The sequence below is a fragment of the Streptomyces sp. NPDC003027 genome (assembly GCF_053591435.1).
This window is the reverse complement of sequence record NZ_JBSFTU010000054.1, coordinates 18,381-38,744: the sequence shown is the minus strand read 5'-3', so window position 1 is coordinate 38,744 and position 20,364 is coordinate 18,381. Positions and strand designations below refer to the sequence as shown.

Below are 20,364 nucleotides of genomic sequence, written 5' to 3'. Positions count from 1 at the left end.
GACCGCCCCGGTCATCTTCCTCCCCGCGGAGGGTGGCCGGGGCTTCTTCGTTTTCGCAGGTCGGGTTGACGTTGCATAGGTGTCTCGTTACTCTTCGGCATGGTGATGGGCAATCTGGCCGCCACCTCGCACGGCGCCTGCGTGGTCGTCCCGGCGCCGTCCTTCGACCCCGCGGCCACGCTCCGCGCGGTCGAGGAGGAGCGGTGCACCTCGCTGTACGGCGTGCCGACCATGTTCATCGCGGAGCTGAACCTCCCCGACTTCGGCGGCTACGACCTCTCGACGCTCCGCACCGGGATCATGGCGGGCTCGCCCTGTCCGGTGGAGGTGATGAAGCGGGTCGTCGCGGAGATGAACATGGCCGAGGTGTCGATCTGCTACGGCATGACCGAGACCTCGCCCGTCTCCACGCAGACCCGCCGCGAGGATGACATCGAGCGCCGTACGGGCACGGTGGGCCGGGTCCTGCCGCATGTCGAGGTGAAGATCGTCGACCCGGCCACGGGCGACACGGTGCCGCGCGGGACGGCCGGCGAGCTGTGCACCCGTGGCTACAGCGTGATGCTCGGCTACTGGAACGAGCCCGAGAAGACCGCCGAGGCGATCGACGCGGGCGGCTGGATGCACACCGGGGATCTGGCGGTGATGCGCGAGGACGGGTACGTGCGGATCGTCGGCCGGATCAAGGACATGATCATCCGGGGTGGGGAGAACGTGTACCCCAGGGAGATCGAGGAGTTCCTCCACGGTCACGAGAAGATCGCCGACGTCCAGGTCGTCGGCGTCCCCGACCCCCGCTACGGCGAGGAGATCCTCGCCTGCGTGATCCCCCGCGACCCGGCGGATCCGCCGACCCTGGAGGAGGTCACGGCCTTCTGCCGCGACCGGCTGGCGCACTACAAGATCCCGCGCCGGGTGGAGATCCTCGCGGAGTTCCCCATGACGGTGAGCGGGAAGGTGCGGAAGGTGGATCTGCGGCGGCGTTACGGCGTGGGGGACGGGAGCGGGGCCGGCTGAGGGGAGCGGGGCCCGGGAGCCAGTTCGCGGCGCATGCAGACCCGCGGCCAGGTGGCCAGGCCGTGCGCCGCCTCGGCCCGCTGGATGGCGCGGAGCCCCGCCGTGAGGCCGGGGTCCGCGTCGTCGAGGGCCCGGAAGCCGAGGCGGGTGTAGTACGGGGCGTTCCACGGGACCTCGATGAAGGTCGTCAGCGTCAGCGCGGCCAGCCCCTGCCGCGCCGCCCCCGCCGCCAGATGCTCGATGAGTGAGCGTCCGATGCCGCGGCGGGCGGCGGCCGGGTGCACCGAGACCTGCTCGATGTGGGCCGCCCCGTCGACGGTGTCGGTCAGCAGATAGCCGACCGGGCGGTCGTCCGTCGTCACCGCCACCCAGGCGCGACCTTCCCGCCGGTAGGCGTCCAGGATTTCCAGGGGCAGGGGCTCGTCGTCGGCGATGACCGCCATACCGAGGGAGCGGAAGGGCTCGCCGGCGGCCCGTTCGATGTCCTGGAGCAACAAGAGTTCGGCCGGTGCGGCCACCCGGATGCGCATGGGACGAGTATGGCGCGGCCTCAGGTCGTGTCCGGAGGGTCCCGTCCGGTCCGCGACCCCTCGCACGTGCGCTCGCTAGAGCCTGCCGGGGTCGGCTTCGCCGCCCCGGGCGAGCAGGCCGCCGTCCCGGGAGAAGCGGGGGAGGAAGAGGGCGAGCGCGGGGTCTCCGTGGAGAGCGACGTACAGCTGGACCAGCTTGCCGTCCGTGACGTCGGCGCGGTGGGCGGGCAGCGGGTGCCGCTCGCGCAGACCGGCGAGGAGCCGGCGCGTGGCCCGTGGTGTCGGCGGCAGCAGGAACAGCGCCGCCGCCGCGAGGACCGGCACGGCGCCCAGGCCGAGCGAGAGGGCGAGTGCCGCCCCGGACGGCGCGGCGGTCAGCATCCCTCCGGCCACTGTGAGCGGTACGCAGCCGAGGACGACCCGCGCGGCCCGCAGCCTGCCCGGCGGGCGCAGCAGCCCGTCCCGCCCGAGCTCGGTCCGCAGTGTTTCGAGGGCCCGGCGCGCCGGGGGCCGGGCGACCAGCGCCCTGACGTCCAGGGCTCGTTGGAGCGAGCGGTGCACGCCCAGCTGGACCGGGTCGGGGGCCCGTCCCGGCCCGCCGTTGGCGCGAATCGTTCCCTTGCGGCCGGCGGCCACCGCCCCTCGCTGGTGCAGGGCGACGAGCGCGACGGTGACGGCGGCCCGAGGTCCGCCCCGCAGCAGAGCGAGCGCCTGCGGTGAGAGCTCCACCCGCCGCGGACTGCGGATTCGCAACAAAGCGGCCGCCACGGCCAGTTGCCCGCAGGCCACAGCGAGGAACCACCACATCTGCGTCGGCATCACGCCCACCCCCCAAGGGAGTTCTGCCCACGGGAAGCATGATCGTCACGCGCGGATGGCCGGAATCAGAGGCTCCTTACATCCCGAACACCCCGGCCGATCGGCTCGGCGCCGGAGGGTTCCCGGCCGTCGGCGCGGCGGGGGAGTCGCGGCCGCTGCGGTCGTCGGGCGGTCCCGGGGGGCGGCACGGTGACGAGGCCTGCGCCCCCCGCGCGGCATCTGCTGTCCGTACCGGTCTCTACGGGTGCCGCGAGTGCCCGGCGGCCGGGTCGCCCCGCCGGGCGCTGTCCGCATCCGCCGGGTCACCCCGCCGGGCGTTCGCCGCGCCGCTCACCCGGGCGTTCGCCGCGCCGCTCACCCGGGCGTTCGCCGCGCCGCTCACCGGCTCGGGGTGGAGATCAGCTTCTCGGCGTGCGAGTTGACCGGCTGAGGCGTGCCGGTGAGGTCGAGGACGAAGAGCGGGATCCCCAGATCGTCCGCGCGGGACCGGGCGTCGGGGGTGTAACCCGCGAGCGAGAAGAAGACGCTCACGGCCGAGCTGCTGAGGCCGTTGAGCCACAGGCACTCCACGGCGCGCAGCGTGGACGGGCGGGTGCTCGGATCGACCTGGGCGACCAGGCCTGGTGCCCGTAGGTCGACCCCCGACGCGGACCGCTCCTCGGGCTGGACCACATCCCGGAAGCCCAGCCAGCGCAGATACCCGGCGGACGCGGCGACGGCGTCCCGCGCGGTCCGGATGACCACGGGCCGGAACGCCGCCCGGGGGGCCGCGTCAGCGCCGACGGGTACGGAAGGCCGGTCCAGGTCGCCGTGCGGCCGTATCGCGCCCCGGCCTCGGCCGGCACCGTCCGGCCTCCCCGCGAACCCGGTGTCCGCCGCGTCGGGCCGTCCGCCGGCCCCGGCGGCGGGCAGGTCGGGCCACGCCGTGCCGTCGAGCCGGGCCATGGCGCCCCGGTCGCCGCCCTCCGGGCCGCCGCGCCCGCCGTGAGGCCGGCCGTTCTCCGGGCCGCCGCGCCCGCCGTCGGGTCGACCGTCCTCGCGATCCCGGTCCCCGGCTCGTGCCACGCCCTCCGTCCAGGCGCCCGCGTCGTCCCGGTGCTGTGGCCACGCCAGGTCGCCCGCACCGCCCGCCCGCGGTTCACTGCGGGGCAGGCCCGGCCCGCCGTCCGCCGCACTGTCCTGAGCGTCGCCCTGTTCCCGGACCTCCGCGCCGTCCCAGGGATCCGTCACCGCGTCCCAGGCGCCCGCCCCCGTCCCCGTACGCACGCCGTCAGGGTCACCGGTGCGTGGGCCGCCGTGAGGCGCGGGTGCGGGCCGGCGGTCGGCCTGTCCGGGTACGCTCGGCGTCCCGTCCCGCCACTCCCCGCCTTCCGGCGCCGGACCGGCCGGCTCCGCCGGAAGGACCGGGACGCGGAGAACCGTGCCGCAGGCGCAGCCCAGCTCGGGGTGGGGCCATTCGTCCTCGCGGCCGCAGGCGACGCAGCGGACCGTGACCCACTCGTCCGTCCAGTTGCGGTGCGTGATCGGTTCGCCCGTCGCGCCGGGGATCACCGGTGGCACGACCGGTGTGCCGCAGGCGCACGGGAAGACCGGCACCGCATAGCTCTGCGTCCGCAGACATTCCGGGCAGCGCACCCGTACCGACTCAGCCACACCCACGCCGAACCCCCTGTCCTGTCCGACCCCATCGTCCACCAATCCGAGCCGGCGGGGGAGGGAGTTCGGCCATCGCCGTCCATGGATCCCTTGACGACTCTCACCACCCCGACCTACATTGCTTCCACATAGCAGAACAATACTTCCGCAATACGGAATCAGGTCCCGGAGTGATGGGTCGCCGATTCCGCCTGGCCGAAGCAGGAGCCCTCCCATGCCCCGTATGACCGCCGCCGCAGCGGCCGTTGAGATCCTCAAGCGCGAAGGTGTCAGCCACGCGTTCGGCGTGCCCGGCGCGGCGATCAACCCCTTCTACCGTGAGCTCAAGAACGTCGGCGGAATCAGCCACACCCTCGCCCGTCACGTCGAGGGCGCCTCCCACATGGCCGAGGGCTACACCCGTGCCAAGGCCGGCAACATCGGTGTCTGCATCGGTACCTCCGGCCCCGCCGGCACCGACATGATCACCGGTCTGTACTCCGCGATCGCGGACTCGATCCCGATCCTGTGCATCACCGGCCAGGCCCCGGTCTCGAAGCTGCACAAGGAGGACTTCCAGGCCGTCGACATCGCCACGATCGCCAAGCCGGTCACCAAGTCGGCGACGACCGTCCTGGAGGCCGCGCAGGTCCCGGGCGTCTTCCAGCAGGCCTTCCACCTGATGCGCTCCGGCCGTCCCGGCCCGGTCCTCATCGACCTGCCGATCGACGTCCAGCTGACCGAGATCGAGTTCGACCCGGACACGTACGAGCCGCTGCCGGTCTACAAGCCGCGCGCCACGCGCGCCCAGGCGGAGAAGGCCCTGAGCTTCCTCCTGGAGTCCGAGCGTCCGCTGATCGTCGCCGGCGGCGGCATCATCAACGCCGACGCCTCCGACCTGCTGGTGGAGTTCGCCGAGCTGACCAGCATCCCGGTCATCTCCACCCTCATGGGCTGGGGCACCATCCCGGACGACCACGAGCTGGCCGCCGGCATGGTCGGCGTCCAGACCGCGCACCGCTACGGCAACGCGACCTTCCTGGAGTCGGACTTCGTCCTCGGCATCGGCAACCGCTGGGCCAACCGCCACACCGGCTACAACATGGACGCGTACACCAAGGGCCGGAAGTTCGTCCACGTCGACGTCGAGCCCACCCAGCTCGGCAAGATCTTCGCCCCGGACTACGGCATCGCCTCCGACGCCAAGGCCGCCCTCGAGCTCTTCGTCGAGATCGCCAAGGAGCTCAAGGCCGAGGGCAAGCTGCCCGACTTCTCCGCCTGGGCCGCCTCCGCCCAGGAGCGCAAGGCCACCCTGCAGCGCCGTACGCACTTCGACAACATCCCCATGAAGCCGCAGCGCGTCTACGAGGAGATGAACAAGGCGTTCGGCACGGACACGCGCTACGTCACCACCATCGGCCTCTCGCAGATCGCCGCCGCGCAGTTCCTGCACGTCTACAAGCCGCGCCACTGGATCAACTGCGGCCAGGCCGGTCCGCTGGGCTGGACCATCCCGGCCGCGATCGGTGCCGCCACCGCCGACCCGGAGACCCCGGTCGTCGCGCTCTCGGGCGACTACGACTTCCAGTTCATGATCGAGGAGCTGGCGGTCGCCGCCCAGCACAAGGTCCCCTACGTCCACGTCCTCGTGAACAACGCCTACCTGGGCCTGATCCGCCAGGCGCAGGGCGGCCTGGGCATCAACTTCGAGGTCAACCTCGAGTTCGAGAACATCAACACCCCGGAGCTCGGCGTCTACGGCGTCGACCACGTCAAGGTCGCCGAGGGCCTGGGCGTCAAGGCGATCCGCGTCGAGGACCCGGCGAAGCTCGGCGAGGCCCTGGAGCAGGCCAAGAAGATGGCCGTCGAGTTCCAGGTCCCGGTCGTCGTCGAGGCCATCCTGGAGCGCATCACCAACATCGCCATGAGCAAGACGGTCGACATGAGCGACGTCACCGAGTTCGAGGAGCTCGCGACCGAGCCGGGCCACGCCCCGACCGCGATCAAGACCCTCAAGGTCTGATCAGCCGCCGGAAGGTCTGATCAGCCGCCGGACGAACGGCCCCCGCCCCGAGAGCATCGGGACGGGGGCCTTCGCGCGTCTCCACCCTCACCACGCCAGGTCAGCTGACGCCTGCGCCCGTACGAGCGCCTCCCCGGCCCCTGTCCAGGAGTAGAGGACCGACCTTCCCGCCCGCCTGCGCCGTACGAGCCGGGCGTCGAGCAGCACCTTCAGATGCCGCCCCACCGAACCGAGCCCCTGACCGGTCAGCGCCACCAACTGGCTGGTGGACTTGGGGGTCTCCAGGCGTACGAGAACCCCGGCCCGCGCCGTGCCGAGCAGCGCGGCGAGGGCCGAGGGCACGGCCGGACCGTCCAGATCGGCCAGGGCGCCCGCGCACGGGTACACGACGGCGTACCGCTCCGTCCCCTCCCACGACACCCAGCCCGCGCTCCCGGTCACCGGTACGAACAGCAGCCGACCGCCGTCGACCGAACGCGGCGGGTACTCGCGGGAGTTGACCTGGAGCCGCCCGTCGCCCAGCCAGCGCAGCCGGCCGGGAGCCAGCTCGTCCAGCGCCGCCGCCCACCCGCCCCGGCTCAGCCGCGCCGTGCGCGCGACGACGTCCGCCTCAATGATCCGGCGACGGCGCGGCCAGCTCGGCAGCACCGTCTCCCGCCACACCCACGTCAGTATGCCGGCCATCCGCTCCGGCAGATCGGCGGCCGACCGCAGCGGCTCGGGTACCGGCCCGCCCAGCGACACCGCGAGCTGACCGACGGCGGAGACCGGGTCCGTCTCCCGCACCGCCGCCAGCTCCTCCTCGAAGCTCTGCTCGCCCTCGCCGAGCGGAGTGGGGGTGACGAAGTCCGCGTTCCAGGTGGGGCCGAGCGCGGCCCGCACGAGCAGGGCGTCGAGCGGATCGGTCGTCACACGGCTCCGGTAGAAGGGAAGATGAGCCTCCAGCCAGGAGCGCTCACCCGGATGGGACGCCACCGCCCGGTCGAGCGTCTTGAGCGCGGCGACGGCCTCGGTCAGCGGCGACACCACGAAACGGCTGCCCGCGAGCGCGTCCGCGTCGATCTGCCACCAGCCCATGTTTCGCCTCCCCACGAAACAGTAACGCCCCGGCACGGAGCTCCCGAAGACTCCGGATCATGCGCAGTTACCGCGAACTGTTCCGCACGCCCGAATACACCCCGCTCTTCCTCACCGCCGCCGTCCAGGTCGCCGCCCAGACGGTGGCCGGTCTGGGCCTGGCCACGCTCGTCTTCCGGTCCACCGGCTCGCCGCTGCTCTCGGCGCTCGCCCTCTTCGGCCCGTCCCTCGCGCAACTCCTGGGCGCGACGACGCTGTTGTCGGCCGCCGACCGGCTCCCGCCGCGCGGCACCCTCGCCGGCATCGCGCTGCTCCACGCCGTCGGCACCGCGGTCCAGGCCGTCCCCGGGCTGCCGGTGGGGGCGATCTTCGCGATCCTGCTCCTGGAGGGTCTCGCCGGCTCGGTGGGGGGAGGCGTCCGCTACGGGCTGCTGACGGAGGTCCTCGCCCGGGAGGGGTATCTGCTGGGTCGTTCGGTGATGAACATGGCCGCCGGGCTCTGCCAGATCGCCGGGTTCGCCACCGGCGGTCTGCTGGTCGTGCTGCTGTCACCGCGCGGCGCGCTGCTGACCGGCGCCGCCCTCCATCTCCTGGCGGCGGTGATCGCCCGGACGGGTCTGTCCCGTCGGGCGCCGCGCGCCACCGGTCGGCCCTCGGCCGCGGAGACCTGGCGGACCAACGCCCGGCTCTGGTCCTCCCCGCCCCGCCGGCGCCTCTACCTCACCCTCTGGGTCCCCAACGGCCTGATCGTCGGCTGCGAGTCCCTCTTCGTCCCGTACGCCCCCGAGCACGCCGGGCTCCTCTTCGCCTGCGGCGCGCTCGGGATGCTGGCGGGGGACACCGCTGTGGGCCGCTTCCTGCCGCCGGCCTGGCGCGCCCGCCTGGGCGCGCCGATGCTGACGCTGCTGGCGGCGCCGTACCTGCTCTTCGTACGGGATCCGGGGCTGCCGCTCGCGCTCGCGGCCGTGACGGTGTCCGCGGTCGGCTACGGCGCGAGCCTCATTCACCAGGAGCGGCTGATGGCGCTGGTTCCGGAGGAGCTGAGCGGCCACGCGCTCGGGCTGCACACCTCCGGCATGGTCGCGCTGCAAGGGCTCAGCGCCGCGCTGGCGGGCACCGTCGCCCAGGTCACCTCGCCGGGCACGGCCATGGGGCTGCTCGCCGCGGCCTCGCTCGCGGTCACCCTCTCGCTCGTCCTCGCCGAGGGGCGTACGACCGCGCCGCGGCCGGCTCCCCGGAAGGACCGCGGGCCGGCGGCGTGAACGCCTCTCCGCGTCCCGCGCGGACACGCGAAAGAGCGCGGAACCAGGGACCGTAAACCTGGTTCCGCGCTCTCGTCTGAGAACCGCCCGACGGTGCGAGGCTGGCGCGACAGGACGTTCGCGCCGCCGGGCGGAGCATAGGGGGGAGGTGGTGGGCGTTGGGACCGCGGCGGCGACGACGGGCGTCCAGGACGGTCCCCTTCCTTCAGGTCAAGAAGGGGAGCCGGACGTCCTTACCACCGCACTGGCTCGTTCGCCGCCGCGGTCCTCACGCTGTCCGTACCGTCGGCCACCCCTCATCCGGGCCGCCGGTCCGGACGGCGTACGGCATCTGACCTCCCGTCGGATGCCGTACGCGGTCTGGTGACCGCGGTGGATCAGTCCTCGCGCAGGGCGCGGACCGCCTCCTCCACGCGCTTGCCGTACTCCGGGTCGGCGGCGGCGAAGTGCGCGATGTTCTTCTCGATGACGTCCTCGCGGGAGACCTGGGACAGACCGCCGGCGATGTTGGCGATCAGGCGGCCCTTCTCGTCCTCGGACATCAGGCGGTAGAGCTCACCGGCCTGGAAGAAGTCGTCGTCCTTGTTGTGTCGCGGCGCCTCGTGCGTGCCGGTCCAGCCGGCGACGGCCAGCGGGGCGGAGAGCGCGGCGTCGGTCTGTGCGGGACCGGCGTACGAGTTGGGCTCGTAGTTCTTGTCCGTGCGCGAGCCGTTGCGGGTGGCCATGAAGCCGTCGCGGCCGTAGTTGTCCGCCACGGTCATCTTCGGGGCGTTCACCGGCAGCTGGGTGTGGTTGACACCGAGGCGGTACCGGTGGGCGTCCGCGTAGGCGAAGAGACGGCCCTGGAGCATCTTGTCCGGCGAGGGGCCGATGCCCGGGACGAAGTTGTTCGGGGAGAACGCGGCCTGCTCGACCTCGGCGAAGACGTTGTCCGGGTTGCGGTCGAGGACCAGACGGCCCACGCGCTGCAGCGGGTAGTCCGCGTGCGGCCACACCTTGGTGAGGTCGAACGGGTTGAAGCGGTAGTCCGCGGCCTCGGAGGCCGGCATGACCTGGACGTACAGCGTCCAGGAGGGGTTCACACCGCGCTCGATGGACTGCAGCAGGTCGGTCTGGTGCGAGTTGGCGTCCGAGCCGACGACCTCGGCGGCCTGCTCGGCGGAGAGGCAGCGGATGCCCTGGTTCGTCTTGAAGTGGTACTTGACGAAGAAGGCGTCGCCCGCCTCGTTGGTCCACTGGTAGGTGTGCGAGCCGTAGCCGTTCATGTGACGGTACGAGGCCGGGATGCCGCGGTCGCCCATGAGCCAGGTGATCTGGTGGGTCGCCTCGGGGGAGTGCGCCCAGAAGTCCCAGACGTTGTCCGGCTCCTGCTTGCCCGTGAAGGGGTCGCGCTTCTGGGAGTGGATGAAGTCGGGGAACTTGATCGGGTCCTTGATGAAGAACACCGGGGTGTTGTTGCCGACGAGGTCGTAGTTGCCCTCTTCGGTGTAGAACTTCAGCGCGAAGCCGCGCGGGTCGCGGACGGCGTCCGCGCCACCGAGCGAGTCGGCCACGGTCGAGAAGCGGATGAAGGTCTCGGTCCGCTTGCCGACCTCGGAGAGGAAGGCCGCCTTCGTGAAGCCCGTGACGTCGTCCGTCACCTCGAAGTAGCCGTACGCGCCGGAGCCTCGGGCGTGCACCACGCGCTCCGGGATCCGCTCACGGTTGAAGCGCGCGAGCTTCTCCAGCAGGTGCTGGTCCTGCAGGAGGATGGGGCCACCGACGCCGGCGGTGGCGGAGTTCTGGTTGTCGGCGACAGGGGCGCCGGACTCGGTCGTAAGCACGCGCTTCGACATCGTGACCTTCCGTACGGGAGCTCTGCTGGCGGGTGCGAGGAGCGTAGGTTCGCCCCGAACATTGCGTCAACAGTTTGTTGAAGATGAAGGGTGGTGTTCCGGTCGGCGGCGGCGCCTGGGCGCGACAGGACAGGTGTCAGCGCCGCCGCCGACCGGAAATCTGGGTCAGACCTGCTGGCCGGAGAGGCGCTCGACGGCGCGGAGCAGGGCCGAGTGGTCCAGGCCGCCGTCACCCTGCGCACGCAGGGAGGCGACGAGCTGGGCGACGACGGCGCCGACCGGAAGGGCCGCGCCGACGTTGCGGGCGGCGTCGGTGACGATGCCCATGTCCTTGTGGTGCAGGTCGATCCGGAAGCCGGGCTTGAAGTCCCGGTTCAGGAAGTTGTCCTTCTTGCGGGTCAGCACCGTGGAGCCGGCCAGACCGCCGTTGAGGACGTCCAGGGCGGCCTGGAGGTTCACGCCGGACTTCTCCAGGAAGACCACGGCCTCGGCGCACGCCTGGATGTTGACCGCGACGATGAGCTGGTTGGCGGCCTTCACCGTCTGGCCGGAGCCGTGCGGACCGCAGAGGACGATGGTCTTGCCGAGGGCCTCGAGGATCGGCAGGGCCTCGTCGAAGTCGGCCTGCTCGCCACCCACCATGATCGACAGGACGGCCTCGATGGCGCCGGCCTCACCGCCGGAGACGGGCGCGTCGATGACGCGGATGCCCTTCTCCTTGGCGTTCTTGGCCAGGTCGACGGAGGTCTGCGGGGTGATCGACGACATGTCGATGACCAGCGCGCCCTGCTTGGCGTTCTCCAGGATGCCCTCGGGGCCGTAGGCGATGGCCTCGACCTGCGGGGAGGCGGGCACCATCGTGATGACCACGTCGGCGTCCTTGACGGCCTCGGCGATCGACGCGGCGGCGGTGCCGCCGGCCGCGGCGAGGCGGTCCAGCTTGTCCTGCTCCAGGGTGAAGCCGGTGACGGAGTAGCCGGCCTTGATCAGGTTCTCGGACATGGGGGAGCCCATGATGCCGAGACCGATCCATGCGATCTTGGGAAGAGTGCTCATGGTGAGGGTGCCTCTCGAAAACTGGTGGTACGGGGAGGAAGTCGGCGGGTCGGCCGGTCAGCGGGCCGCGCGGGCCTCGGCCGGGAGCCACTCGAAGGACGCGGCGGCGTCGGCGGCCTTGTACTCCAGGCCGACCCAGCCGTCGTAGCCGGCCTTCTTGAGCTCGCCGAGGAGCTGCGCCAGCGGCAGGTCGCCGGTGCCCGGCGCGCCACGGCCCGGGTTGTCGGCGATCTGGACGTGGCCGGTCTTGTCGGCGTACCGCGCGATGACCTCGCTGACGTCCTCGCCGTTCATCGACAGGTGGTAGATGTCGAGGAGGAACTTGGCGTTGCCGAGCCCGGTGGCCGCGTTTACCTTGTCGACGACCTCGATCGCGGAGGGGGCGCTCACCAGCGGGTAGAGCGGCGACTCCGGCTTGTTCAGGGTCTCGATCAGCAGGATCGCGCCGATCCGGTCGGCCGCGCGGGCGGCCAGGACCAGGTTCTCCAGGGCGAGGGTGTCCTGGATCTGCGGGTCCACACCGTCGACGCGGTTGCCGTAGAGCGCGTTGAGCGCCTTGCAGCCGACGGAGGCGGCGAAGTCGGCGGCCACGTCGATGTTGGCGCGGAAGCGGTCCGACTCCTCACCGGGGACGGAGAGGGCGCCGCGGTCCGGGCCGGGCAGCTGTCCGGCGTAGAAGTTCAGGCCCACCAGCTGGGTGCCGGCGTCGTCCAGAGCCTTCTTGAGCGCGTCGAGCTCGCTCTGGTCGGGGGTGGCGGTGTCGATCCAGGGCCACCACAGCTCGACCGCGGTGAAGCCCGCCGCGGCGGCGGCCGCGGGGCGCTCCAGGAGCGGGAGTTCCGTGAAGAGGATCGACAGGTTCACATCGAAGCGCTGGTCCGTGACTGCGCCTTCTGAGAAGCGGGCCATGAGGGGCGGCGCTCCTTCCGTATTGCGGAAGTAACTTTCTGTCTGACGGAATGTTGCAAGCGGGGCGCCCCACTTGTCAAGAGCCTTCGGCAGGTCAGGGCTGCCGTCGGTCGACTCCCGGCCAGTAGCGTGGGGCCATGGTGCGTTTGAGAGTGGAGTTCACGACCGAGCCGTTCGACCTGGACGAGGCGCCCGCGCACGCGGTCGTGGCGCGCGAGGTCATCCAGGCGGCGGAGCTGGACGCGGTGGACGTCGGTCCGTTCGGGAACACCGCGGAGGGGCCCGCCGACGAGGTCCTGACCGCCGTCGACGCGCTGCTGCGCAAATCCCTGGCGGCCGGCGCGACCCGCGTCTCCCTCCAGGTCAACGTGATCGGGGAGGGCGAGAAGTGACCGAACACCCTCTGGTCGCCGCGGTGAAACCGCTGGTCGACGCCATGGGCGCCGAGATGCTGGGGCCCGAGCAGGCCGAGCAGGACGACGTGGTGCTGGCGTGGGAGGGCGAGGAGGTGCTCGCCGTACGGCTGCCGCAGCTGTCCGACTCCCTCGACCACATCCTCGCCGCGATGGAGCGGCGGCACGGGATGCCGCTCTCCAACCTCGACCGCAAGGCGAAGCAGGAGGTCGTCCGGATGCTGGAGGCACGCGGTGCCTTCTCCGTGCGCCATGGGGTGGAGACGGTGGCCGGCGCCCTCGGGGTCAGCCGGTTCACCGTGTACAACTACCTGAACAGGGAGACCGCCCTGAACAGGGAAAAGACAGCCGAGAACGGCTAGTTGATCATGTCGACCACGAGCCGCCGTCCAGATGTCGGGACGGCGGCTTTTGTGTGGCCGAGTTTTCAACAAAGTGTTGACGTGGTGTTTCTGAGGGCGTTAGCTATCCGCAGCCCGTCCGACGCACAGTGAAAAACAGCCACGGAGGCTTCCCGTGACTTCAGGCACGACTCCGGGCCTCGCCCGGTTCAACACCTCGGCGGACAGCGAGGCTGTCGCCGCGCTCCACGAGGTGTGCTCCAGCTCGGCGTGGGGGAGCAAGCTTGCCGCCCAGCGCCCGTACGCCACCGTCGAAGCCCTCTTCCTCGCCAGCGACGCCGCGATGGCCGAACTGACCGCCGAGGATCTGGCCGAGGCGATGGCGGGCCACCCGCCGATCGGTCGTCCGAAGGCCGGGGACCCGACCTCCTCCCGTGAACAGAGCGGGATGGCCGGAGCCTCCGAGGAACTCAAGGCCGAGATGCTCGAACTGAACCTCGCCTATCAGGAGAAGTTCGGTCATGTCTTCCTCATCTGCGCCACCGGCAAGACCGGCGAGCAGATGCGCGACGCGGTCCGCGAGCGGATCGAGAACTCGCCCGAGGTGGAGCGGGAGATCGTCCGCACCGAACTGGGCAAGATCAACCGCATCCGCCTGACCCGTCTCGTAGAGGAAGAGAGCGCCGCATGAGCACCGACACCACCGCCTCGGTGTCCACCCACATCCTGGACACCAGCATCGGCCGCCCCGCCGAGGGCGTGGCCATCACGCTCGCGGCCCGCGGCGGCTCCGACGCGCAGTGGGTCCCGCTCGGCGGCTCGGCCACCGACGCGGACGGGCGCTGCAAGGACCTGCCGGCCCTGCCGGAGGGCACCACCCACGTACGACTCGACTTCGAGGTCGAGGAGTACTTCTCCAAGAAGCAAGCCGAGGCGCAGCAGGACGCCCCCCGCGTAAGGGACAGCGGTGCGTTCTTCCCGGAGGTGGCGATCACGTTCGCCGTCGAGCCGGGCGAGCACTACCACGTACCGCTGCTGCTCAACCCGTTCGGCTACTCCGTTTACCGAGGGAGCTAGCAGACATGCCCACGATTCTCGGCCAGAACCAGTACGGCAAAGCAGAGAACCGCGTCGTCAAGATCACGCGGGACGGCGACACCCACCACATCAAGGACCTGAACGTCTCCGTCGCCCTCTCCGGCGACCTCGACGACGTCCACCTGTCGGGTTCCAACGCCCACTGCCTGCCCACCGACACGACCAAGAACACCGTATTCGCCTTCGCCAAGGAGTACGGGATCGAGTCGGCGGAGCAGTTCGGCATCCACCTGGCGCGCCACTTCGTGACCAGCCAGGAGCCGATCCACCGGGCCCGGATCCGGATCGAGGAGTACGCCTGGGATCGCATCGCGACCTCGGACGCCAACTCCAAGTTCATCGGCTCCGACGAGGTGAACCACTCCTTCGTCCGCCAGGGCCAGGAGACCCGGGTCACCCAGATCACGTACGACGGCGAGAAGTGGGAGGTCATCTCCGGCCTCAAGGACCTCGTCGTGATGAACTCCACCAACTCGGAGTTCTGGGGCTACATCAAGGACAAGTACACGACGCTCCAGGAGGCGTACGACCGCATCCTGGCCACGCAGGTGTCCGGCCGCTGGCGCTTCAACTGGACCGACGACGACCAGCGGATGCCCAACTGGGAGCGGTCGTACGCCGAGACGAAGAAGCACATGCTGCAGGCCTTCGCCGAGACGTACTCCCTCTCGCTGCAGCAGACGCTGTACCAGATGGCCTCGCGGATCATCAACCACCGTTCGGAGATCGACGAGGTCCGCTTCTCGCTCCCGAACAAGCACCACTTCCTGGTGGACCTGGAGCCCTTCGGGCTCAAGAACGACAACGAGGTCTACTACGCCGCCGACCGCATGTACGGCCTCATCGAGGCCACGGTGCTGCGCGACGGAGCCACGGCGCACATCCCGGTCGACATGACCAACCTCTAAGCGGCACTGAGTAGCGGTCCCCGCCCGCCCGCAGTCGGGCGGGGACCGCCACCAGACCGGAGGGACCCACCCATGGCACAGCCCGCAGTCGGGCCGGCACCCGTAGAAGGCCCCTGTCCCACCCCACCGGAGTCGAGGACGACACCCGTCCACCCGGTGGACGAGAAGCTTCCCGCCGCGCGGCTGGTTCCCGCCGCGCTCCAGCACATCGCCGCCATGTACGCGGGCGTCGTCACCCCTCCGCTGATCATCGGCCAGGCGGTCGGCCTGGACGCCGCCGGAATGACCCGGCTGATCGCCGCGAGTCTGCTCATCGCGGGCTGCGCCACCATCCTGCAGACCATCGGGGCCGGACGCTTCGCCGGCAACCGGCTCCCGTTCGTCAACGCGGCCTCCTCCGCCGGCATCGCGCCGATGCTGGCGATCGCCGAGACCAGCGCCCCCGGCCACCAACTCCCCGCCATCTACGGCGCGGTGATGGTCGCCGGAGTCTTCTGCCTCGCCGTCGGCCCGTTCTTCGGCCGGCTGCTCCGCTTCTTCCCTCCGCTCGTCACCGGCGTCGTGATCACCCTCATCGGAGTGACCCTGATGCCCGTGCCGGTGAGCTGGGCCCAGGGAGGGAACAAGGAGGCCGCCGACTTCGGCGCCACCCGGTACCTGGCCCTGGCCGCCTTCACGCTCGTCGTGATCCTGCTCTTCCAGCGCTTCGGCAGGGGATTCGTCAAGCAGATCGCCCTGCTGCTGGGGCTGTTCATCGGAACGCTCGCCGCGATCCCCTTCGGGATGGCCGACTTCGGCGCCCTGAGCGAAGCACCCGTCGCGGCGCTGCCCGGCCCCTTCGCCTTCGGCGCCCCCGAGTTCCAGCCCGCCGCGATCCTCTCGCTGTGCATCGTGATGCTCGTCCTGATGACCGAGTCCAGCGCCGGCATGCTCGCCCTCGGCGAGATCTGCGAGCGCAGGAGCGACGGGAAGACCATCACCCGGGGCCTGCGGACCGACGGCATCGCCACCCTGGTCGGACCCGTCTTCGGCGGCTTCCCCACCTCGGCCTTCGCCCAGAACGTCGGCGTCGTCTCGCTGACCCGGGTCCGCTCCCGCTACGTCGTGGCGGTCGCCGGCGGAGCCCTGCTCGTCCTCGGTGCCTTCCCCGTCCTCGGCGCGGTCGTCTCCATGGTCCCGATGCCCGTCCTCGGCGGCGCCGGCATCGTCCTCTTCGGATCGATCGCCGTCTCCGGCATCCGTACGCTGTCCGAAGCGGGCCTCGACGACAGCTCCAACATCATCCTGGTGGCCGTCGCTCTCGGAGCGGGCATCATCCCGCTCGCCGCTCCCACCTTCTACGCCGGATTCCCGGCCTGGGCGCAGACCGTGCTCGGCTCCGGAATCAGCGCCGGCGCGCTCGTCGCCGTCACGCTCAATCTCTTCTTCCACCATCTCGGCACCCGGAGCCGTCACACGGCTCCGGCACTCAAATCCTCCTAGGGTCCTGCCGTGCCCACACCACCCCCGAGGAATGAAGGAAGCACCGCCATGGCAGCACCTTCGGCAGCCCAGCGCATCGTCATCGAGAACTGTGCGATCGCGACCGTAGACGCCAATGACACCGAGTACGCCTCCGGCCACCTCGTCGTCGCCGGAAACAAGATCGAGTCCATCGGTGCCGGCAAGGCGCCGGAGGGCCTGGAGAACGTGGTCCGCCGGATCGACGCCACCGGACACCTGGTGACGCCCGGTCTGATCAACACCCACCACCACTTCTACCAGTGGATCACCCGGGGCCTGGCCACCGACCACAACCTCTTCAACTGGCTGGTCGCGCTCTACCCGACCTGGTCGCGGATCGACGAGTCGATGGTGCGCGTGGCCGCCCAGGGCTCGCTGGCGATGATGGCCCGTGGCGGTGTCACCACCGCGATGGACCACCACTACGTCTTCCCGAAGAACTCCGGCGACCTGTCGGGCGCCATCATCGGTGCCGCCTCCGAGATGGGCGTGCGCTTCACCCTCGCCCGAGGCTCGATGGACATGAGCGAGAAGGACGGCTTCCTGCCGCCGGACTTCGCCGTCGAGACCACCGAGGGCGCGCTGGCCGCGACCGAGGAGACGGTGAAGAAGCACCACGACGCCTCCTTCGACTCGATGACCCAGGTCGCCGTCGCCCCCTGCTCGCCCTTCTCCGTCTCCACCGCGCTGCTCAAGCAGGGCGCCGAGCTGGCGCGCCGCCTCGGGGTGCGGATGCACACGCACGGCTCGGAGACGGTCGAGGAGGAGAAGTTCTGCCACGAGCTCTTCGGCATGGGCCCGACCGACTACTTCGAGTCGACCGGCTTCCTCGGCGAGGACGTGTGGATGGCGCACTGCGTCCACATGAACGACTCCGACATCGCCGCCTTCGCCCGTACGAAGACCGGTGTCGCGCACTGCCCCTCCTCCAACGCGCGTCTGGCCGCCGGGATCGCCCGCGTCCCCGACATGCTCAGGGCGGGCGTGCCGGTCGGCCTCGGTGTGGACGGCACCGCCTCCAACGAGTCGGGCGAACTCCACACCGAGCTGCGCAACGCGCTCCTCATCAACCGCCTCGGCGCCCACCGCGAGGCCGCGCTCAACGCCCGCCAGGCCCTGCGCCTGGGGACGTACGGCGGAGCACAGGTCCTCGGCCGCGCCGACTCGATCGGTTCGCTGGAGGCCGGCAAGCTCGCCGACTTCGTCCTGTGGAAGATCGACGGCATCGGGCACTCCTCGATCGCCGACCCGGTCACCGCCATCGTCTTCGGCGCTGCCGCCCCGGTGACGGCCTCGTTCGTCAACGGCAAGCAGATCGTCGAGAACAACCGCCTGCTGTTCGCGGACGAAGAGGCCATCGCCCGCGACGCGCGCGCGGAGGCACAGCGCCTGGCCCGCATCGCGGCCCAGGGCTGACCCTCCCCATGGAGTCCGACCGAGGGGGACGGCCCTCGGTCGGTCGCCACGGACCCGAGCGGGGCCCGTGGCCGGCCGGACGGGGGGTGTCCGTACGAAAAGAGGTACGGCACCCCCCGGACGGTCGACATCGTGTCCACCCCTCCCGGGACACCTGAGCGTGGCGCCCCCAGGCCGACGCGAACGCACTTCCTCATGGCCGCACACCGTGAGGCGCAGCAACCGCACCACTTCGCACCACCTCCCTGATACCCGCGTCACCGCCGACGTGTAACCGACCGGAGGAACCGCCGTGGCCGCCAAGCCCAGGTTTCGCAATGATGCACAAGACGCAGGCGCCGACACCGAAGACCGGACCAAGCATCCGGTCGACGAGACGTTGCCGCCCCTGAGGATGTTCACCAGCGGCCTCCAGCATGTGGCCGCCATGTACGCGGGCGTGGTGGCCCCGCCGCTGATCGTCGGAGCCGCCGTCGGGCTCTCCGGTACCGAGCTGACGTTCCTCACCGGAGCCAGCCTCTTCACCGCCGGACTCGCGACCTTCCTCCAGACGCTCGGCGTCTGGAACATCGGCGCCCGACTGCCGTTCGTCAACGGCGTCACCTTCGCCGGTGTCGCCCCGATGCTCGCGATCGTCGACACCACCGACGACAAGGCCGACGCGCTGCCGATCATCTTCGGCGCGATCATCGTCGCCGGTGTGCTCGGCTTCATCGCCGCCCCGTACTTCTCCAAGCTGGTCCGCTTCTTCCCGCCGGTGGTCACCGGCACCGTGATCACCCTCATCGGTGTGTCGCTGCTGCCGGTCGCGTTCGGCTGGGCCCAGGGGCCCGATCCGACGGCAGACGACTACGGCTCGACCACCTTCCTCACCCTCGCCGCCCTCACCCTCGTCGTGGTCCTGGTGCTGCGGCGCTTCACCCGCGGCTTCCTCAAGCAGATCGCCGTCCTGGTCGGTCTGGTCATCGGCACCCTGATAGCGATTCCCTTCGGTGTCACGGACTTCAGCCCGGTGACGGAGGCGGACATCGTCGGCTTCCCGACGCCGTTCCACTTCGGCGCCCCGCAGTTCGCCCTCGCCGCGATCATCTCGATGTGCGTGGTCATGCTGGTGTCGATGACCGAGTCGACCGCCGACATGCTGGCGCTCGGAGAGATCGTCGACCGGCCGGCGGACGAGAAGACCATCGCCGCCGGACTGCGGGCCGACACGCTCGGCTCCGCGATCAGCCCCCTGTTCAACGGCTTCATGTGCAGCGCCTTCGCCCAGAACATCGGTCTGGTCGCGATGACGAGGATCCGCAGCCGGTTCGTCGTCGCCTGCGGTGGCGGCTTCCTGGTCCTGATGGGCCTGTCGCCGGTCATGGCCTCCCTGATCTCGGTCGTCCCGCGACCGGTGCTCGGCGGGGCCGGGGTCGTCCTCTTCGGCTCGGTCGCGGCGAGCGGTATCCAGACGCTGGTCAAGGCCGGCCTGGAGAAGGACAACAACGTGCTGATCGTGGCGGTCTCGCTGGCCGTCGGCATCATCCCGATCACGGAGCCGGAGTTCTACCACGCCTTCCCGGAGACCGCGAAGATCATCCTGGACTCGGGCATCTCGACCGGCTGTGTCGCGGCGGTCCTGCTCAACCTGGTCTTCAACCACCTGGGCAAGCACCGGGACGACGACACCGTCACGGCGCCCATGGAACCGGGCGAGGAGATCTCCGAGGCCCGCACGGCCAAGGCGGCGCACGTCCACTGAGCGCGCCCCGTCCGTCCGCCGAGCCGGCTCCCGCGTCCGACGCGGGGGCCGGCCGCGCGCGTACGGTCGTCCTCGTCAACCCCAACACCTCCCCAGCCACGACGGCGATGATGACCGCGATCGCCCGTCGCACGCTGGGGCGGTCGGTCCGGGTGCGCGGGGTGAGCGTGGCGCGAGGCCCCCGCATGCTCACCGACCCGGCGGAGCTCCGGGCCGCCGCGCCCGAGGTCGTCGCCGCCGGCCGCCGCGCCCTGGCCGCCGGCGACTGCGCGGCGCTGCTGGTGGCGGCCTTCGGCGACCCGGGCCTGGACGAACTCCGGGCCGTGGCCGACGTCCCGGTCGTCGGCATCGGGGAGGCGTCCCTCCTGGAGGCGTCCGCCGCCGGAACCCCCTTCGGCATCGCGACCACGACCCCCCTCCTGGCGGACGCCATCGCCCACCGGGTCGCCCGCCTCGGCCTCACCCCTCTCTTCACCGGCCTCCGCCTGACCGAGGGCGCCCCCGAACACCTGGCGTCCCACCCGGACTCGCTCCGCGAGAGCCTCGCCCACGCCGTGGAGCAGTGCGTGGTACGGGACGGCGCACGCTCCGTCGTCATCGGCGGCGGCCCCCTCGCCGCCGCGGCGGAATCCCTGCGCCCTCGCTTCACGATCCCCCTGATCGCCCCGGTCCCGGCGGCCTGCCGGGCAGCCGCACGGCTGCTGAAGGGCACATCCTGAGGACAGCGTCGGGCGGCGCCACGGTCGTTCGCTCGGCTCAGGCCGGGCGCCGGCCCGGG

The 20,364-nt window shown here is 71.0% G+C and carries 18 protein-coding genes and 1 pseudogene; 12 read left to right on the top strand and 7 right to left on the bottom strand.

Features of this window, described 5'->3' with window-relative positions; translation table 11 throughout:
- Positions 1 to 93: 93 nt before the first annotated feature.
- Positions 94 to 1,017 (top strand): annotated as a pseudogene (locus tag ACWDX6_RS27655) (AMP-binding protein); the annotation flags it as partial.
- On the opposite strand, the gene ACWDX6_RS27650 reads toward ACWDX6_RS27655, so the two are convergent.
- The 3 genes from ACWDX6_RS27650 to ACWDX6_RS27640 form a co-directional block, all read right to left on the bottom strand.
- Positions 984 to 1,547 (bottom strand): GNAT family N-acetyltransferase, encoded by a 564-nt coding sequence (locus ACWDX6_RS27650; RefSeq protein WP_451487603.1) that lies wholly within the window; start codon positions 1,545 to 1,547, stop codon positions 984 to 986. The pseudogene ACWDX6_RS27655 and the gene ACWDX6_RS27650 sit on opposite strands and share 34 nt — an antisense overlap.
- A 75-nt stretch (positions 1,548 to 1,622) precedes the next feature.
- Positions 1,623 to 2,366 carry a TIGR04222 domain-containing membrane protein gene (locus ACWDX6_RS27645; protein ID WP_451487602.1) on the bottom strand — a complete coding sequence of 248 codons (744 nt, stop codon included), beginning with the start codon at positions 2,364 to 2,366 and terminating at the stop codon, positions 1,623 to 1,625.
- A gap of 378 nt (positions 2,367 to 2,744) precedes the next feature.
- The gene (locus ACWDX6_RS27640; protein WP_451487601.1) at positions 2,745 to 4,025 is read right to left on the bottom strand and encodes a hypothetical protein; all 1,281 of its coding nucleotides are present in this window, start codon (positions 4,023 to 4,025) and stop codon (positions 2,745 to 2,747) included.
- 211 nt (positions 4,026 to 4,236) lie between these two features.
- Here ACWDX6_RS27640 and gcl point away from each other — a divergent pair, with 211 nt between their 5' ends.
- Positions 4,237 to 6,024: a glyoxylate carboligase gene (gcl, locus tag ACWDX6_RS27635; RefSeq protein ID WP_451487600.1), complete on the top strand. Its 1,788-nt coding sequence runs from the start codon at positions 4,237 to 4,239 to the stop codon at positions 6,022 to 6,024.
- Positions 6,025 to 6,111: 87 nt separating this feature from the next.
- On the opposite strand, the gene ACWDX6_RS27630 is transcribed toward gcl, so the two are convergent.
- Positions 6,112 to 7,101 (bottom strand): transcriptional regulator, encoded by a 990-nt coding sequence (locus ACWDX6_RS27630; protein WP_451487599.1) that lies wholly within the window; start codon positions 7,099 to 7,101, stop codon positions 6,112 to 6,114.
- Positions 7,102 to 7,160: 59 nt separating this feature from the next.
- Here ACWDX6_RS27630 and ACWDX6_RS27625 point away from each other — a divergent pair, with 59 nt between their 5' ends.
- Positions 7,161 to 8,363: an MFS transporter gene (locus tag ACWDX6_RS27625; RefSeq protein ID WP_451487598.1), complete on the top strand. Its 1,203-nt coding sequence runs from the start codon at positions 7,161 to 7,163 to the stop codon at positions 8,361 to 8,363.
- A 377-nt stretch (positions 8,364 to 8,740) separates the two neighbouring features.
- Here the strand turns inward: ACWDX6_RS27625 and ACWDX6_RS27620 are convergent, their stop codons facing one another.
- From ACWDX6_RS27620 to ACWDX6_RS27610, 3 genes are all read right to left on the bottom strand, one after another.
- Positions 8,741 to 10,198: a catalase gene (locus ACWDX6_RS27620; protein WP_451487597.1), complete on the bottom strand. Its 1,458-nt coding sequence runs from the start codon at positions 10,196 to 10,198 to the stop codon at positions 8,741 to 8,743.
- Positions 10,199 to 10,363: 165 nt separating this feature from the next.
- Complete coding sequence (locus ACWDX6_RS27615) at positions 10,364 to 11,254, bottom strand: 2-hydroxy-3-oxopropionate reductase (RefSeq protein WP_451487596.1); 891 nt, start codon at positions 11,252 to 11,254, stop codon at positions 10,364 to 10,366.
- Positions 11,255 to 11,311: 57 nt separating this feature from the next.
- Positions 11,312 to 12,163: a TIM barrel protein gene (locus ACWDX6_RS27610; RefSeq protein ID WP_451487595.1), complete on the bottom strand. Its 852-nt coding sequence runs from the start codon at positions 12,161 to 12,163 to the stop codon at positions 11,312 to 11,314.
- Between the two features lie 140 nt (positions 12,164 to 12,303).
- Here ACWDX6_RS27610 and ACWDX6_RS27605 point away from each other — a divergent pair, with 140 nt between their 5' ends.
- The 9 genes from ACWDX6_RS27605 (at position 12,304) to ACWDX6_RS27565 (ending at position 20,305) form a co-directional block, all read left to right on the top strand.
- Positions 12,304 to 12,555 (top strand): thiamine-binding protein, encoded by a 252-nt coding sequence (locus ACWDX6_RS27605; protein ID WP_451487607.1) that lies wholly within the window; start codon positions 12,304 to 12,306, stop codon positions 12,553 to 12,555.
- Between the two features lie 44 nt (positions 12,556 to 12,599).
- The gene (locus ACWDX6_RS27600) at positions 12,600 to 12,938 is read left to right on the top strand and encodes a helix-turn-helix domain-containing protein (protein WP_451487606.1); all 339 of its coding nucleotides are present in this window, start codon (positions 12,600 to 12,602) and stop codon (positions 12,936 to 12,938) included.
- 154 nt (positions 12,939 to 13,092) lie between these two features.
- Positions 13,093 to 13,608, top strand: a complete 516-nt coding sequence (uraD, locus tag ACWDX6_RS27595) for a 2-oxo-4-hydroxy-4-carboxy-5-ureidoimidazoline decarboxylase (RefSeq protein WP_451487594.1) — start codon at positions 13,093 to 13,095, stop codon at positions 13,606 to 13,608.
- The gene (uraH, locus tag ACWDX6_RS27590) at positions 13,605 to 13,994 is read left to right on the top strand and encodes a hydroxyisourate hydrolase (protein WP_451487593.1); all 390 of its coding nucleotides are present in this window, start codon (positions 13,605 to 13,607) and stop codon (positions 13,992 to 13,994) included. Before uraD ends, uraH begins: the two co-directional genes overlap by 4 nt.
- Positions 13,995 to 13,999: 5 nt before the next feature.
- Positions 14,000 to 14,923 carry a factor-independent urate hydroxylase gene (gene pucL / locus ACWDX6_RS27585; protein ID WP_403291331.1) on the top strand — a complete coding sequence of 308 codons (924 nt, stop codon included), beginning with the start codon at positions 14,000 to 14,002 and terminating at the stop codon, positions 14,921 to 14,923.
- Positions 14,924 to 14,995: 72 nt separating this feature from the next.
- Positions 14,996 to 16,405, top strand: a complete 1,410-nt coding sequence (locus ACWDX6_RS27580; RefSeq protein WP_451487592.1) for a nucleobase:cation symporter-2 family protein — start codon at positions 14,996 to 14,998, stop codon at positions 16,403 to 16,405.
- 48 nt (positions 16,406 to 16,453) lie between these two features.
- Positions 16,454 to 17,842: an 8-oxoguanine deaminase gene (locus tag ACWDX6_RS27575; RefSeq protein WP_451487591.1), complete on the top strand. Its 1,389-nt coding sequence runs from the start codon at positions 16,454 to 16,456 to the stop codon at positions 17,840 to 17,842.
- 292 nt (positions 17,843 to 18,134) lie between these two features.
- Complete coding sequence (locus ACWDX6_RS27570; protein WP_451487590.1) at positions 18,135 to 19,586, top strand: nucleobase:cation symporter-2 family protein; 1,452 nt, start codon at positions 18,135 to 18,137, stop codon at positions 19,584 to 19,586.
- Positions 19,583 to 20,305, top strand: a complete 723-nt coding sequence (locus ACWDX6_RS27565; protein WP_451487605.1) for an aspartate/glutamate racemase family protein — start codon at positions 19,583 to 19,585, stop codon at positions 20,303 to 20,305. The genes ACWDX6_RS27570 and ACWDX6_RS27565 overlap by 4 nt, the downstream gene beginning before the upstream one ends.
- Positions 20,306 to 20,364 lie beyond the last annotated feature (59 nt).